Origin of the sequence: Pseudomonas sp. BIGb0381 (assembly GCF_024809815.1) — a bacterium.
Taxonomy (GTDB): Bacteria; Pseudomonadota; Gammaproteobacteria; order Pseudomonadales; family Pseudomonadaceae; genus Aquipseudomonas.
The window spans coordinates 965,455-980,154 of sequence record NZ_JANUEN010000001.1 but is presented as its reverse complement, the minus strand read 5'-3'; the positions used below and the strand labels follow the sequence as shown (position 1 = coordinate 980,154).

The window sequence follows — 14,700 nt, the reverse complement described above, 5'->3', positions numbered from 1 at the left end:
GCCTTCTCTATTGGACACCCGTACGTGAACACTGCCACTGCCCCCCTTACCCGCCCCGCCCGCATCAGCCGGGAAGTGGGTGGCCTGATGACCCTCGCACTGCCGATCATGATCGGCCAACTGGCAACCACCTTCATGAGCTTTGTCGACGCGGTGATGGCCGGCCGCGTCAGCCCCCAGGACCTGGCGGCGGTGGGCCTGGGCAACTCGATCTGGATTCCGGTGTACCTGCTGATGACCGGTACGCTGTTGGCCACCACGCCGAAAGTCGCCCAACGCTACGGTGCGGGCCACTATGGTGAAATCGGGCCGTTGGTGCGTCAGTCATTGTGGCTGGCCGTGGTGGTCGGCATCATCGGCTCGCTGCTGCTGCTCTGCGCCGAGCCGATCCTGCATGCCATGAAGGTTGAACCCGAGCTTATCGCCCCCACCATGGGCTACCTGCATGGCATCGCCGCAGGGATGCCGGCCGTTGCCCTGTATTACGTGCTGCGCTGTTTCAGCGACGGCCTGGGCCGCACCCTGCCCAGCATGGCCATGGGCCTGTGCGGGTTGGCGCTGAATGTCCCGCTCAACTACATCTTCATCTACGGTCACCTGGGCTTACCGGCCATGGGCGGCGTGGGCTGCGGCTGGGCCACGGCGATTGCAATGTGGGTGATGATGCTCGGCATGGCCGCCTGGACCCGCTGGGGGGCGGCCTACCAGAGCAGTGAACTGTTCAAGCGCTTCGACTGGCCGCAGTGGTCGGTAATCAAGCGCGTATTGGGAATTGGCCTGCCGATTGGCATCGCGATCTTTGCCGAATCGAGCATCTTTGCCGTCATCGCCCTGCTGCTCGGCAGCCTGGGCGCCACGGTTGTGTCGGGGCACCAGATCGCGCTGAACGTCAGCTCATTGGTGTTCATGATCCCCTACTCCCTGAGCATGGCCGTCACTGTGCGCGTCGGCCAGGCCCTGGGGCGAGGCGAGGCGCGGGAAGCACGTTTTGCCGCCGGGGTCGGCATGGGCACGGCGCTGGCGTACGCCTGCCTGTCCTGCAGCCTGATGCTGGTGTTTCGCGAGCAGATTGCGGCGATCTACACCCCGGACCCCATCGTCATTCATCTGGCATCGACGCTGATCGTGTTTTCAGCGCTGTTCCAGTTCAGTGACTCGATTCAGGTCACCGCTGCCGGCGCCCTACGTGGCTACCAGGACACCCGCGTCACCATGGTGCTGACCTTGTTTGCCTACTGGGGCGTGGGGCTGCCGGTGGGTTACGCCCTGGGGCTGACTCACTGGCTGGGCGAACCCAGCGGGCCGAGCGGTTTGTGGCAAGGGCTGATCGTGGGGTTGAGCTGTGCGGCGGGGATGCTGCTGGTGCGCCTGGCGCGCAGTGCACGCCGGCGCATTCGCCTGGAGAAGGCGCGGGGTTAATCGGCCTTTTTGCGGATCCAGTACAAGTACGTACCGGCCTGCTCCTGCTGATCCACCAGTTCATGGTCAAGGAACACGCAGAACTTGGGAATATCGCGGCGCGTTGACGGGTCGGTCGCGATCACCTTGAGCAAGCCTCCGGGCGGCAGGTCGCGGATGTGCTGGTGCAGCATCATCACCGGCTCAGGGCAGTTGAGGCCCGTTGCGTCGAGGGTGCCATCAACGGCGGTGTGGAAAATATCGCTCATTGTCTACTCCTGAAACCGGCGCTCAGTTTAGCGGGCCTTGGTTTTCTTCACATCCACCAGCCGACGCAGGTGGCAGGTCACTTCTTCACGGTCGTGATACAGCTGTTTGCAGCCGATCTCCACCCGAATGCCGCGCGCCTTGAAACCGTCCTCGATACGTTCCAGCAGGCGCTTGACCTCGGCGTAACGCTGTTTCATCGGCAACTTCAGGTTCACCACCGCCTCGCGGCAATACCCTTCGCCGATCCAGGTCTCAAGCAGCGCCGCATTGCGCGCCGGCTTTTCGACGATGTCGCACACCATCCAGTCCACCGGCTGCTTGGGCACGAAGGTAAAGCCGTCGGCCATCAGGTGCTGCACCAGGCCGGTGTCCATCAAGCTTTCGGCCATGGGGCCGTTGTCGATGGCGGTCACCAGCATGCCACGGTTGACCAGTTGCCAGGTCCAGCCACCAGGGGCCGCACCCAGATCGACGCCGGTCATGTCGCCATGCAGGCGCTCGTCCCATTGGTCGCGGGGGATAAAGTGGTGCCAGGCCTCTTCCAGCTTCAGGGTCGAGCGGCTGGGCGCGTCCCGGGGGAATTTCAACCGCGGGATGCCCATCGGCCACATCGCCGAGTTATTCGACTCGGCCAGGCCCATGAACACTTCGCGGCCGCTTTTGAAGGTCAGCAGCAGGCGCGGCTTGCTCGGGTCGTCCACCAGCTTGCCGGCGTTCAACAAGGCTTTGCGCAGGTGCACTTCGAATTTCTTGCAGAAGTTCGAGAGTTCCTTGCCGTCATTGGTGTCGACCATCTCCAGCCACAGGCTGCCGCACACCGGGAATTCACGCAGGTGAGCGAGGATCACGCTGATACGGTCGGTTTCCGGCAGGTCGATAAACACCCCGCGCGCCCACTGCCGCGGGAAGATCAGCTCGGCAAAGCGCTGGCCGTGCATCAGGCGCTGGGCGCCGTCTTCTTCGGTGCAGACAAATTCGGCGCAGGCGCTGCCGGTCTTGGCCTTGGCGTAGCCGGAAACGTTCAGGCGCGCGGCGTGTTCCGCGATCTCGGAACAGACTTCGCCCTCAAAACCCGGGCGGCAGTGCATAAAAAGGGTGTTCATCGACTCTCCTGGTGACTCAACTGACGTCGCGCTATCGCAATGCCTGTCATGAAAACGCGCGCATGATAGCCGAGTTCGGAACCTTGGTTCTGTCCATAGAGTCCAGTAATTAGCCAGCTACTGAAAACAGCGCTAGTTTGAAAGCTCTGTTCGTCCCGTCAGGTCCGTAGCCGTGCGGACCATAAGGAGTCATGTAATGTCATCCCTTGATAGCCTGAGAACCCTTAAAACTTTAGAAATCGACGACAAGACCTACCACTATTTCAGCCTGCCCGAGGCCGCCAAGAGCCTGGGTGACCTGGACAAGCTGCCGATGTCCCTCAAGGTGCTGCTGGAGAACCTGCTGCGCTGGGAAGACAACAAGACCGTCACCGGCGCCGACCTCAAGGCCATTGCCGCCTGGCTCAAAGAGCGCCAGTCCGACCGCGAGATCCAGTACCGCCCCGCCCGCGTCCTGATGCAGGACTTTACCGGCGTACCCGCCGTGGTCGACCTGGCCGCCATGCGCGCCGCCGTGGCCAAGGCCGGGGGCGACCCGCAGCGCATCAACCCACTCTCGCCCGTGGACCTGGTGATCGACCACTCGGTGATGGTCGACAAGTTCGGCAACGCCGACGCCTTCGAGCAGAACGTCGACATCGAAATGCAGCGCAACGGCGAACGCTACGCCTTCCTGCGCTGGGGCCAGAGTGCCTTCGACAACTTCAGCGTGGTACCGCCGGGCACCGGCATCTGCCACCAGGTCAACCTCGAATACCTGGGCCGCACCGTGTGGACCAAGGACGAGGACGGCCGCACCTACGCCTTCCCCGACACCCTGGTGGGCACCGACTCCCACACCACCATGATCAACGGCCTCGGCGTGCTCGGCTGGGGCGTGGGCGGGATCGAAGCGGAAGCGGCGATGCTCGGCCAACCGGTGTCGATGCTGATCCCGGAAGTGATCGGCTTCAAGCTCACCGGCAAGCTCAAGGAAGGCATTACCGCCACCGACCTGGTGCTGACCGTCACCCAGATGCTGCGCAAGAAAGGCGTGGTGGGTAAGTTCGTCGAGTTCTACGGCGACGGCCTGGCGGACCTGCCCCTGGCGGACCGCGCGACCATCGCCAACATGGCCCCGGAATACGGCGCCACCTGCGGCTTTTTCCCGGTGGATGAGGTGACCCTGGACTACCTGCGCCTCTCCGGTCGCCCGGCTGCCACCGTGAAGCTCGTCGAGGCCTACACCAAGGCCCAGGGCCTGTGGCGCAATGCAGGCCAGGAGCCGGTGTTTACCGACAGCCTGGCCCTCGACATGGGCAGCGTCGAAGCCAGCCTCGCTGGGCCAAAACGTCCACAGGACCGTGTGTCCCTGCCCAACGTCGGCCAGGCGTTCAGCGACTTCCTCGACCTGCAATTCAAGCCCACCAACAAAGAGGAAGGCCGCCTGGAAAGTGAAGGCGGCGGCGGTGTGGCCGTGGGCAACGCCGACCTGGTGGGCGAAACCGACTATGAATACGAAGGCCAGACCTATCGCCTGAAAAACGGCGCCGTGGTGATCGCCGCCATCACTTCCTGCACCAACACGTCCAACCCCAGCGTGATGATGGCCGCCGGGCTGGTGGCGAAAAAAGCCGTGGAGAAAGGCCTCACGCGCAAACCCTGGGTAAAAACCTCCCTGGCGCCCGGCTCCAAAGTGGTCACCGACTACTACAAGGCCGCGGGCCTCACCCAATATCTGGACAAACTTGGCTTCGACTTGGTGGGTTATGGCTGCACCACCTGCATCGGCAACTCCGGGCCGTTGCCTGAGCCGATTGAAAAAGCCATCCAGAAGGCCGACCTCGCCGTGGCCTCGGTGCTGTCCGGCAACCGCAACTTCGAAGGCCGCGTGCACCCACTGGTGAAAACCAACTGGCTGGCCTCGCCGCCCCTGGTAGTGGCCTACGCCTTGGCGGGGACCGTACGCATCGATATCAGCAGCGAACCGCTGGGTAACGATCAACAGGGTAATCCGGTGTATTTGAAGGACATCTGGCCGAGCAGCCAGGAGATTGCCGACGCAGTAGCGCAAGTCAGCACCGGCATGTTCCACAAGGAATACGCCGAAGTGTTCGCCGGCGACGAACAGTGGCAAGCCATTGAAGTGCCACAGGCCGCGACCTATGTGTGGCAGAAAGACTCCACCTACATCCAGCACCCGCCGTTCTTCGATGACATTGCCGGACCCCTGCCGGTGATCAAAGACGTCAAGGGCGCCAACGTACTGGCGCTGCTGGGCGACTCGGTGACCACCGACCACATCTCCCCCGCCGGCAATATCAAGGCCGACAGCCCTGCCGGCCGCTACCTGCGCGAGCAAGGCGTAGAGCCGCGTGACTTCAACTCCTACGGCTCACGCCGCGGCAACCATGAAGTGATGATGCGCGGCACCTTTGCCAACATCCGCATCCGCAATGAAATGCTCGGCGGCGAGGAAGGCGGCAATACGCTCTACATCCCCACCGGCGAGAAAATGCCGATCTACGATGCAGCCATGAAGTACCAGGCCTGCGGCACACCGCTGGTGGTGATCGCCGGTCAGGAGTACGGCACCGGCTCCAGCCGCGACTGGGCAGCCAAGGGCACCAACCTGCTGGGGGTCAAGGCGGTGATCGCCGAGAGCTTCGAGCGGATTCACCGTTCCAACCTGGTGGGCATGGGCGTGCTGCCGCTGCAGTTCAAGCTGGATCAGAACCGCAAGGCGCTGAAGCTTACGGGTAAGGAGAAGATCGATATTCTCGGCCTGACCGAGGTAGAGATCGTGCCGCGGATGAACCTGACGCTGGTGATTACCCGGGAGGATGGCAGCCGCGAGAAGGTCGACGTGCTGTGCCGGATCGACACCTTGAATGAAGTGGAATACTTCAAGTCGGGGGGGATTTTGCACTATGTGCTGCGGCAGTTGATCGCCTCTTAAGAACACAGGAGATCAAATGTGGGAGGGGGCTTGCTCCCGATAGCGGTATGTCAGTCAAAACATCTATGACTGATCCACCGCCATCGGGAGCAAGCCCCCTCCCACACTTTAACCGCGTTTAACGTTTCAGATCAGCCGAACAACCACTTCCACAACAGCACCAGCACCACTACCGCCAGCACCGGCCGCGCAATGCGGTAAGCCTTCGGATGCTTGCGCTTCCACTGCTTGACCACGCCGCTGAACTTGTCGCTGAAGGTCTTGCTCCAGGCATACGCCTGGTTAATGCCGCCGACGCGCTCGTCGTCGAGGTTCTGCGGCGCGGTGGCGCGGCCCAGTTGCTTGCTGACCCAGCGGTTGACGCGGGTCATCAGGCGATTGCTCAGCGGGCGTTCGATGTCGCAGAACAGGATCACGCGGGTCTGCTCGGTTTCGTTCTTCACCCAGTGCACGTAGGTTTCGTCGAACATCACGTCGTCACCGTCGCGCCAGGCATACACCTGGCCGTCGACAAAGATGCGGCAGTCGTCGGAATTCGGCGTGGACAAGCCCAGGTGATAACGCAGGGAACCGGCAAACGGGTCACGGTGCGGGTTGAGGTGGCTGCCGCCCGGCAACAGCGCGAACATCGCGCCCTTGACGTTGGGGATGCTGCTCACCAACGCCACGGTTTTCGGGCACAGCGCCTCGGCCGATGGCAGGGGTTTGTCGTACCACTTGAGGTAGAAACGCTTCCAGCCCTTCTTGAAGAACGAACCAAAACCGGCGTCGTTGTTCTTTTCGGCGGCGCGGATATAACCCTCGTCGAACAGGTGCATGGCCTCTTCGCGGATCACTTCCCAGTTGTCCTTGAGCACGTCCAGTTCCGGAAACTTGCTGCGGTCCAGGTACGGCTTGGATGGCACCGCCGAAAACAGGTACATCAAGGCGTTATAGGGGGCGAACAGCGCCGAATGGTTGACGAACTGACGCAACATCGGCAAACGGGCCTTGCCGCGCAAGTGCACATACAGCGTGCTGCCGATAAACAGCAACAGCACCGACAGTTTGGCGGCCAAAGAAAAGGTCATGCAGCAACTCCTGGAAATAAGCGCCTGGCCAACAGCCTCCCGGCGATGGGAGACCAGACGTAACAGCCGGCCATGATAAACAGTTGGGCCATTATGCAGAAGGCCCAGGCTGACCGGCTGACATAAATCAAGCCTGGTTTTCTTGCTCGGTAAACAAATCGCTGAACAGCATGCTCGACAGGTAGCGCTCACCGGAGTCCGGCAGGATCACCACGATGGTCTTGCCCTGCATTTCCGGTTTCTCGGCCAGGCGCACGGCCACGGCCATGGCGGCACCGCAGGAGATACCGCACAGGATGCCCTCCTCCTGCATCAGGCGCAGGGCCATGGCCTTGGACTCGTCGTCGGTCACCAGCTCCACGCGGTCGACCATCGACAGGTCGAGGTTTTTCGGCACGAACCCGGCGCCAATGCCCTGGATCTTGTGGGGGCTGGGCTTGATCTCTGCACCGGCCAGGGCCTGGGTGATCACCGGCGACACCATCGGCTCGACAGCCACCGACAGGATCGGCTTGCCCGCCGTGTTCTTGATGTAGCGCGACACACCAGTGATGGTCCCACCCGTGCCGACGCCCGCCACCAGCACGTCCACGGCGCCATCGGTGTCGTTCCAGATTTCCGGGCCGGTGGTTTTTTCGTGGATGGCCGGGTTGGCCGGGTTTTCGAACTGGGCCGGCATAAAGTAGGTGGCCGGGTCGCTGGCAACGATCTCGCCCGCTTTGTCGATGGCGCCCTTCATGCCTTTGGCCGGCTCGGTCAGTACCAACTCGGCGCCGAGGGCCTTGAGCACCTTGCGGCGTTCGATACTCATGGACGCCGGCATAGTCAGCAGCAACTTGTAACCACGGGCAGCGGCGACAAAGGCCAGGCCGATACCGGTATTGCCGGAAGTCGGTTCCACGATGGTCATGCCCGGCTTGAGTTTGCCGGTGCCTTCGGCGTCCCAGATCATGTTTGCGCCAATGCGGCACTTCACCGAGTAGCCCGGATTACGTCCTTCGATCTTGGCCAGGATGGTCACGCCACGCGGTGCGATACGGTTGATCTGAACCAGGGGCGTGTTACCGATGGAGTGCGCGTTGTCTGCAAAGATGCGGCTCATGGCGGGTCCTATTAGGCGGTTTTCAGAAAGGCTCCAAGGGTATGCCTCGTGTTGCAAAGCGTCCAGTCGAAGGAACGTTGCGCCTGTCGCAGAGGTCCACCCCACTATATGGACAGAGGACTCTCCCCATGAAACGTCGCTACAGCTGGCCACTATGGACCATTGCCGGATTGCTGGTGGTCCTGGTCGCCATGAGCATCGCGCTGCCCTATCTGGTGCGTAACTACCTGAATGACAAGCTCGCGAACATGGGCGATTACCGCGGCCAGGTGACCGACGTGGACCTCGCGCTGTGGCGTGGCGCGTACCGGATCAACGGCCTTGAAATCATCAAGGTCGACGGCAAGGTGCCCGTCCCGTTCGTCAAGGCGCCGCTGATCGACCTGGCGGTGAGCTGGCACGCTCTCTGGTACGACCACGCGGTAGTGGCCAAAGTGCTGTTTATCGAGCCCGAAGTGAACTTCGTCGACGGCGGCGCCAACAAGCAAGCCTCCCAGACCGGTAAGGGTACCGACTGGCGCGAGCAGTTGAGTAAGTTGGCTCCCATCACCCTCGACGAAGTACGCATCGAAGACGGCAAGATCGCCTTCCACAACTTCAGTTCCAAACCTGTGGTGAAGATCGACGCGACCGACGTCAACGCCAGCTTCTACAACCTGACCAATGTGGTGGACGTCAAAGGCCGGCGCGACGCGCGCTTCGACGGCAAAGCCCTGCTGCAAGGCCAGGCCCCGTTGGAAGCCACCGCCACTTTCGACCCGCTGAGCAATTTCGAGAATTTCGAGTTTCGCTTCCGCGCCAGGGACTTGCAGCTCAAGCGCATGAACGACTTCGCCTCGGCCTACGGCAAGTTCGACTTCAAGGCCGGCACCGGGGACGTGGTGATTGAAGCCCAGGCGGAAAAAGGCCAGTTGACCGGCTACATCAAGCCGCTGCTGCGCGATGTGGAGGTCTTCGACTGGCAACAGGACGTGGAGAACAAGGACAAGAACATCTTTCGTTCGATCTGGGAGGCGGTGGTGGGCACCAGCGAGACCGTGCTGAAGAACCAGGCGAAGAACCAGTTCGCCACCCGCGTGGAGCTGAGTGGCAGCGTACACCAGCAAAATGTCAGCGCGTTCTCCGCATTTTTGGCGATTTTACGCAATGGTTTTATCCAGGCGTTCAATGCGCGCTATGAACAGCCCAAGCCCTCGGCGGATTGAGCCGTGACCGGTCATTCAGAGACTGAATAACCCGTCTGCGTTCACAGTCGCCGGGGCCTCGCGGTATAGTCGGGCATTGATGAATTCGAGGAATGACCGATGAAGTTCGAAGGCACCCAGGCCTACGTTGCCACCGACGACCTGAAACTGGCCGTCAACGCTGCCATCACCCTGGAGCGCCCGCTGCTGGTCAAGGGCGAGCCCGGCACCGGCAAGACCATGCTCGCCGAACAACTGGCCGAGTCCTTCGGCGCCAAGCTGATCACCTGGCACATCAAGTCCACCACCAAGGCCCACCAGGGCCTGTACGAGTACGACGCGGTCAGCCGCCTGCGCGACTCGCAGCTGGGCGTGGACAAGGTGCACGACGTGCGCAACTACCTCAAGAAAGGCAAGCTCTGGGAAGCGTTCGAGTCCGAGGAGCGGGTGATCCTGCTGATCGATGAAATCGACAAGGCTGACATCGAGTTCCCCAACGACCTGCTGCAAGAACTCGACAAGATGGAGTTCTACGTCTACGAAATCGACGAGACCATCAAGGCCAAGAAGCGCCCGATCATCATCATTACCTCCAACAACGAAAAAGAGCTGCCGGACGCGTTCCTGCGCCGCTGCTTCTTCCACTACATCGCCTTCCCCGACCGCACCACCCTGCAAAAAATCGTCGACGTGCACTACCCCGACATCAAGAAAGACCTGGTCAGCGAAGCGCTGGACGTGTTCTTCGACGTACGCAAAGTGCCGGGCCTGAAGAAAAAACCGTCCACCTCCGAACTGGTCGACTGGCTCAAGCTGCTGATGGCCGACAATATCGGCGAAGCGGTGCTGCGCGAGCGCGACCCCACCAAGGCCATCCCGCCCCTGGCGGGTGCCTTGGTCAAGAACGAGCAAGACGTGCAGTTGCTGGAACGTCTGGCATTCATGAGCCGTCGCGGTAATCGCTAATGTTGCTCAACCTGTTCAATGAAATGCGGGCCGCCAAGGTCCCGGTGTCGGTGCGCGAGCTGCTCGACCTGATCAACGCGCTGAAACAGCGCGTGACCTTCGCCGACATGGACGAGTTTTACTACTTGGCCCGGGCGATCCTGGTCAAGGACGAGCGGCATTTCGACAAGTTCGACCGTGCCTTCAGCGCCTATTTCAACGGCCTGGAAAAGCTCGACGACCACCTGCAGGCGCTGATCCCCGAAGAGTGGCTGCGCAAGGAATTCGAGCGCTCGCTGAGCGATGAAGAACGCGCGCAGATCCAATCCCTGGGTGGCCTCGACAAGCTGATCGAGGAATTCAAAAAGCGCCTGGAAGAACAGAAAGAACGCCACGCCGGCGGCAACAAATGGATCGGCACCGGCGGTACCAGCCCGTTCGGCTCCGGCGGCTACAACCCGGAAGGCATTCGCGTCGGCGACGCCGGCAAGCGCCAGGGCAAGGCGGTAAAAGTCTGGGACCAGCGCGAGTACAAGAACCTCGATGAGCAGGTGGAACTGGGCACGCGCAATATCAAGATCGCCCTGCGCCGCCTGCGCAAGTTCGCCCGCCAGGGTGCGGCCGAAGAGCTGGACATCGACGGCACCATCGACCACACCGCCCGCGATGCCGGGCTGCTGAATATCCAGATGCGCCCGGAACGGCGCAACACCATCAAACTGCTGTTGCTGTTCGATATCGGCGGCTCGATGGACGCCCACGTGAAGATCTGCGAAGAGCTGTTCTCGGCGTGCAAGACCGAGTTCAAGCACCTGGAGTACTTTTACTTCCACAACTTCGTGTACGAGTCGGTGTGGAAGAACAACCAGCGCCGCACCTCGGAGCGCACCTCCACCCAGGACCTGCTGCACAAGTACGGTGCCGATTACAAAGTGATCTTTATCGGCGATGCGTCGATGGCGCCGTATGAAATCACCCAGGCCGGCGGCAGCGTCGAGCATTGGAATGAAGAACCGGGGTATGTGTGGATGCAGCGCTTCATGGCCAAGTACAAGAAGCTGATCTGGATAAACCCGTATCCCAAGGATACGTGGGGCTATACGGCCTCGACGGGGATTGTGCGGGAGTTGGTGGAGGATCAGATGTACCCGCTGACGCTGCGCGGGCTTGAGGAAGGGATGCGCTTCCTCTCCAAATAAACGCCGACCCCCATAATGCAGGAGATCTCATGTGGGAGGGGCGGTGTTATGTAAATCGGCGCAAATACTCGACATGCTGCCGATGCGCCGTTTCCTGCACCACCGGCGCCAACCTCACCTTCTCCCCCGGCAAACACTGCGCCAGCCGCGCCAGCGCCAATGGCGTCAACGCGCCCAGACGCGGATACCCGCCAATGGTCTGCCGATCATTGAGCAACACAATCGGCTGCCCATCCGGCGGCACCTGGATGCCGCCCAACGGGATCCCTTCGGAAATCAGCGACGGCCCTTGGTACTGCAACGGCGTACCGAGCAAGCGCATGCCCATGCGGTCGGCGCGACTGTCCAGGGCCCAGTCGGTGTTGAAGGCATCGAACAGGCTCTGGCCGCTGAACTGGCCAATTTGGGCGCCGACGATCACATCCAGCGGCGCCTTGGCGGGTAACGCCTGTGCGCTCAGCACTTTCATCGCTCCGCCGGTACCGGAATAGGCCAAGCGCCCGCCTTCGGCCAGGGCCTTGCCGAAACCGTCCGGCCCGCCCAGTTCCTCACGGACCACCGTGGCACAACTGCCCAGCACATCCGGCGCATCAAACCCGCCCGGCGCGGCCAGGTAAGCCCGCGCGCCGCTGAACGGCTGGGTAAAGCGCAGGCGCTGACCCTTCTGCAGGATAAAACTGCGCCCGGGACTGATCGCACGTTCGTCGATATACGCGCCCAAATCCGCCCCGGCCAACGCCAGCAGACAGTAGTCCTCGGCCTGTACGGTAAAACCACCCAAGGTGATTTCCACTACCGGCGCATTCAGCGCATTGCCCAACAGCCAGTTGGCCCACGACATTGACACCCAATCCAGCGCGCCGCCCTGGGTTACGCCCAGGTGGCGCACGCCAAAACGACCGGCGTCCTGCAACAGGCACAGCGGCGTGCTGGCCTCGATGATCAAGCGGCTCATGCCTGCGCCTCCAACGGCGTGTCATCGCCACCCAGATTGATAAATTCGGCGTGGCTGACGGATTCAAAACGCACCGTGTCACCGGGCTGCATCAGGCTGTAGCCGTCGCGCTCGCGGTCAAACAGATTGGCCGGGGTGCGGCCAATCAGGTTCCAGCCACCGGGGGACACCACCGGGTAGGCGGCGGTTTGCCGCTCGGCGATGCCCACACTGCCGGCCGCCACGCGTTTGCGTGGCGTGCTCAGGCGCGGTGTGGCGAGGATCTCATCCACCAGCCCCATAAAGGCAAAACCGGGGGCGAAGCCGAGGGCGAACACCTGGTATTCGTGGGCGCTGTGGCGGCGGATCACCTCGTCGACGGCCAGGCCACTGCGCTGGGCGAGCAACGTCAGTTCAGGGCCGACACTCAGGTCATACCAAACCGGCAGCACATGGCACTGGCCGCTGCCCTGGGCCTGGGGTTGCAGGTCGGCGAGGGCCTGGTCGATCAATGCCCGCGCCTGGGCCGGGTTCAACGCGGTGAGGTCGTAATGCAGCATCAAGGTGGTGTAGGACGGCACCAGGTCTACCAGTGCCGTGCCGAAACCGGCTCGCAGGCGCTGGGTGGCGGCAAGCATCCACGGCATATTGGCCTCGGCGATCACGTCGAACAGCCGCACCATCAGGCAGTCGATGGCCACCACTTCAATCCGTAGCTTCATACCGGCTTCAACGCCTCACGGATGCGCTTTACGGCAGCGACCGAGCTGGCGTTGTCGCCATGTACGCACAGGGTATTGGCGCGCAATAACAACGAGCTGCCATCGCTGGCGGTCAGGGGTTCGCCACGAGAGAGCGTCAATGATTGGTGGACGATGACCTCGGGATCATGGTGCACAGCGCCCGGCAACTGGCGCGAAACGAGGTGGCCGTTACTGTCGTATGCACGGTCGGCAAAGGCTTCGAACCACAGGATTACCCCATACTCATCACCCAATGCCTGAGCCGCACTGTTGTCGCGGGTGGCCAGCAGCATCAACGGCAGGTCGCCATAAGCAGCCACCGCCTGGATCACCGCCCGCAGTTGCGCCGGGTTAGCCATCATGTCGTTGTACATCGCGCCGTGAGGTTTGACGTAGCTGACCCGCCCGCCCTGGGCACGACAGATGCCATCCAGTGCGCCGATCTGGTAATGCAGCAGGTCCTGGATTTCCTCGGGCGTGTAGGCCATGGAGCGGCGGCCAAAGCCTTGCAGGTCCTGATACGCCGGGTGCGCGCCTACCTGTACGCCGTGCTTGAGCGCCAGGCTGACGGTCTTGCGCATGATGCTCGGGTCGCCGGCATGAAAGCCGCAAGCCACGTTGGCGCAATCGATGAATGGCATGACCTCGGCGTCCAGACCCATGGTCCAGTTGCCAAAGCTCTCGCCGATGTCGCAATTCAATAGCAGACGGCTCACGGTGGTTGCTCCTGTAGGCTTTGTTTTTTTGTAGTGTGGGATTTTTTACGCAGAACTCGCAACTTGTCCTGATACCCCAACGGCGCTTATCGTGGAATGGCTCGATTTTTGGCGCTTGCCCGGTGCTGCGTCCAACTAATAAAAACCGATCCATGCATAAGAAAAAGTTGATCCCATGAATTTGAAGTTCCTCGAAACCTTCGTCTGGGTGGCCAAGCTCAAGAGCTTCCGCCTGACCGCCGAGAAGCTGTTCACCACCCAAGCCTCGATTTCCAGCCGCATCGCCGTGCTGGAGAGCGAGCTGGGGGTGAAGCTGTTTCTGCGTGATTCACGGGGTGTGAGCCTGACCCCGGAAGGCTTGAAGGTGCTCGATTATGCCGAGCAGATGATGGTGACCATGCAGGGCCTGAAACAGTCCCTGGAAACCACCAGCAGCAAGGTCGGACGCATCCGGATCGGCGCAATGGACACGGTGATCCATACCTGGCTCAGCCCGTTGGTGGCGGAGCTGATGGACCACTTCCCTTTGGTGGAAATCGAATTGGTCGCCGATACCGCACTTAACCTCAGCGATCAGCTGCAAAAAGGTTTTCTCGATCTGATCCTGCAAACCGACCTGCTGCGCCTGGAAACCGTGCGCAGCCTGGAACTGGGCAGCCACCCCATGGCCTGGATCGTCGCCAGCCAGTCGATCTACAACCGCGACTACGCGTCCCTCGCCGAACTGGCCCAGGAGCGCATCATCACCTATTCGAAAAACTCCCATCCGCACCAGGACGTCCTCAGCCTGATGCAAGCCAACGGCGTGGCCGCGCCACGGATGAACTGCGTGAACTCGGTGTCGGCGATTACCCGGTTGTTGCGCGATGGCTTCGGGATTGGCGCACTGCCGCCGGTGCTGGTCAGGGAAGAGTTGGCGCGGGGTGAATTGGTGATGTTGCCGATGGCGCAGAAACTGCCGAACCTGCAGGTGGTGGTGTCGTGGCGTGTGGGCGTGGAGTTGGTGGAGGAAATTGTGGGGCTGTGCCAGAAGGTCGTTGCCCGCTATGCCGAGGAAGTCGGCGAAGAGCGGATGCTGCTGACCCCCTGACGAAACTC

Annotated in this window: 13 protein-coding genes; 6 read left to right on the top strand and 7 right to left on the bottom strand. The window is 61.7% G+C overall.

Annotated elements, in window-relative coordinates:
• Nucleotides 1-24: 24 nt before the first annotated feature.
• The gene (locus M2397_RS04655; RefSeq protein WP_090407797.1) at nt 25-1,419 is read left to right on the top strand and encodes an MATE family efflux transporter; all 1,395 of its coding nucleotides are present in this window, start codon (nt 25-27) and stop codon (nt 1,417-1,419) included.
• On the opposite strand, the gene tusA is transcribed toward M2397_RS04655, so the two are convergent.
• Both tusA and rlmM read right to left on the bottom strand, forming a co-directional pair.
• Nucleotides 1,416-1,667: a sulfurtransferase TusA gene (gene tusA, locus M2397_RS04650; protein WP_131698931.1), complete on the bottom strand. Its 252-nt coding sequence runs from the start codon at nt 1,665-1,667 to the stop codon at nt 1,416-1,418. The two genes, M2397_RS04655 and tusA, sit on opposite strands and share 4 nt — an antisense overlap.
• Nucleotides 1,668-1,694: 27 nt before the next feature.
• On the bottom strand, nt 1,695-2,771 hold the full coding sequence (gene rlmM, locus M2397_RS04645; RefSeq protein WP_046490414.1) for a 23S rRNA (cytidine(2498)-2'-O)-methyltransferase RlmM: 1,077 nt from the start codon (nt 2,769-2,771) through the stop codon (nt 1,695-1,697).
• A 196-nt stretch (nt 2,772-2,967) separates the two neighbouring features.
• Between rlmM and acnA the strand changes: the two genes are divergently transcribed.
• The gene (gene acnA / locus M2397_RS04640) at nt 2,968-5,709 is read left to right on the top strand and encodes an aconitate hydratase AcnA (RefSeq protein WP_131698930.1); all 2,742 of its coding nucleotides are present in this window, start codon (nt 2,968-2,970) and stop codon (nt 5,707-5,709) included.
• A gap of 131 nt (nt 5,710-5,840) precedes the next feature.
• Here the strand turns inward: acnA and M2397_RS04635 are convergent, their stop codons facing one another.
• Both M2397_RS04635 and cysK read right to left on the bottom strand, forming a co-directional pair.
• A complete protein-coding gene (locus M2397_RS04635; protein ID WP_131698929.1) occupies nt 5,841-6,779 on the bottom strand; it encodes an aspartyl/asparaginyl beta-hydroxylase domain-containing protein in 939 nt (312 codons plus the stop codon).
• Nucleotides 6,780-6,906: 127 nt separating this feature from the next.
• Nucleotides 6,907-7,881 carry a cysteine synthase A gene (cysK, locus tag M2397_RS04630; RefSeq protein WP_108574007.1) on the bottom strand — a complete coding sequence of 325 codons (975 nt, stop codon included), beginning with the start codon at nt 7,879-7,881 and terminating at the stop codon, nt 6,907-6,909.
• 128 nt (nt 7,882-8,009) lie between these two features.
• On the opposite strand from cysK, the gene M2397_RS04625 reads away from it, so the two are divergent.
• The 3 genes from M2397_RS04625 (at nt 8,010) to M2397_RS04615 (ending at nt 11,209) form a co-directional block, all read left to right on the top strand.
• Nucleotides 8,010-9,086 carry a DUF748 domain-containing protein gene (locus M2397_RS04625; RefSeq protein WP_145334857.1) on the top strand — a complete coding sequence of 359 codons (1,077 nt, stop codon included), beginning with the start codon at nt 8,010-8,012 and terminating at the stop codon, nt 9,084-9,086.
• A gap of 99 nt (nt 9,087-9,185) precedes the next feature.
• Nucleotides 9,186-10,031 (top strand): MoxR family ATPase, encoded by an 846-nt coding sequence (locus M2397_RS04620; protein WP_003210690.1) that lies wholly within the window; start codon nt 9,186-9,188, stop codon nt 10,029-10,031.
• Entirely contained in the window at nt 10,031-11,209 is a 1,179-nt protein-coding gene (locus M2397_RS04615; RefSeq protein ID WP_259242363.1) for a VWA domain-containing protein, read from the top strand. The genes M2397_RS04620 and M2397_RS04615 overlap by 1 nt, the downstream gene beginning before the upstream one ends.
• 46 nt (nt 11,210-11,255) lie before the next feature.
• Here the strand turns inward: M2397_RS04615 and M2397_RS04610 are convergent, their stop codons facing one another.
• From M2397_RS04610 to M2397_RS04600, 3 genes are read right to left on the bottom strand one after another with little or no spacing between them, the layout of a single operon-like run.
• Nucleotides 11,256-12,164: a biotin-dependent carboxyltransferase family protein gene (locus tag M2397_RS04610; protein ID WP_131698926.1), complete on the bottom strand. Its 909-nt coding sequence runs from the start codon at nt 12,162-12,164 to the stop codon at nt 11,256-11,258.
• Nucleotides 12,161-12,865 carry an allophanate hydrolase subunit 1 gene (locus M2397_RS04605; RefSeq protein WP_259242362.1) on the bottom strand — a complete coding sequence of 235 codons (705 nt, stop codon included), beginning with the start codon at nt 12,863-12,865 and terminating at the stop codon, nt 12,161-12,163. Before M2397_RS04605 ends, M2397_RS04610 begins: the two co-directional genes overlap by 4 nt.
• The gene (locus M2397_RS04600; protein ID WP_131698924.1) at nt 12,862-13,602 is read right to left on the bottom strand and encodes a 5-oxoprolinase subunit PxpA; all 741 of its coding nucleotides are present in this window, start codon (nt 13,600-13,602) and stop codon (nt 12,862-12,864) included. The genes M2397_RS04605 and M2397_RS04600 overlap by 4 nt, the downstream gene beginning before the upstream one ends.
• Before the next feature lie 175 nt (nt 13,603-13,777).
• On the opposite strand from M2397_RS04600, the gene M2397_RS04595 reads away from it, so the two are divergent.
• On the top strand, nt 13,778-14,692 hold the full coding sequence (locus M2397_RS04595; RefSeq protein ID WP_259242361.1) for a LysR family transcriptional regulator: 915 nt from the start codon (nt 13,778-13,780) through the stop codon (nt 14,690-14,692).
• Nucleotides 14,693-14,700: the final 8 nt, after the last annotated feature.

Bases quoted from the DNA above. Each gene is read 5' to 3' on its own strand.
- M2397_RS04620 (WP_003210690.1), top strand. From the start codon at position 9,186: ATGAAGTTCGAAGGCACCCAGGCCTACGTTGCCACCGACGACCTGAAA.
- M2397_RS04635 (WP_131698929.1), bottom strand. From the start codon at position 6,779: ATGACCTTTTCTTTGGCCGCCAAACTGTCGGTGCTGTTGCTGTTTATC.
- M2397_RS04595 (WP_259242361.1), top strand. From the start codon at position 13,778: ATGAATTTGAAGTTCCTCGAAACCTTCGTCTGGGTGGCCAAGCTCAAG.
- M2397_RS04610 (WP_131698926.1), bottom strand. From the start codon at position 12,164: ATGAGCCGCTTGATCATCGAGGCCAGCACGCCGCTGTGCCTGTTGCAG.
- M2397_RS04625 (WP_145334857.1), top strand. From the start codon at position 8,010: ATGAAACGTCGCTACAGCTGGCCACTATGGACCATTGCCGGATTGCTG.
- M2397_RS04615 (WP_259242363.1), top strand. From the start codon at position 10,031: ATGTTGCTCAACCTGTTCAATGAAATGCGGGCCGCCAAGGTCCCGGTG.
- rlmM (WP_046490414.1), bottom strand. From the start codon at position 2,771: ATGAACACCCTTTTTATGCACTGCCGCCCGGGTTTTGAGGGCGAAGTC.
- cysK (WP_108574007.1), bottom strand. From the start codon at position 7,881: ATGAGCCGCATCTTTGCAGACAACGCGCACTCCATCGGTAACACGCCC.
- acnA (WP_131698930.1), top strand. From the start codon at position 2,968: ATGTCATCCCTTGATAGCCTGAGAACCCTTAAAACTTTAGAAATCGAC.
- M2397_RS04605 (WP_259242362.1), bottom strand. From the start codon at position 12,865: ATGAAGCTACGGATTGAAGTGGTGGCCATCGACTGCCTGATGGTGCGG.
- tusA (WP_131698931.1), bottom strand. From the start codon at position 1,667: ATGAGCGATATTTTCCACACCGCCGTTGATGGCACCCTCGACGCAACG.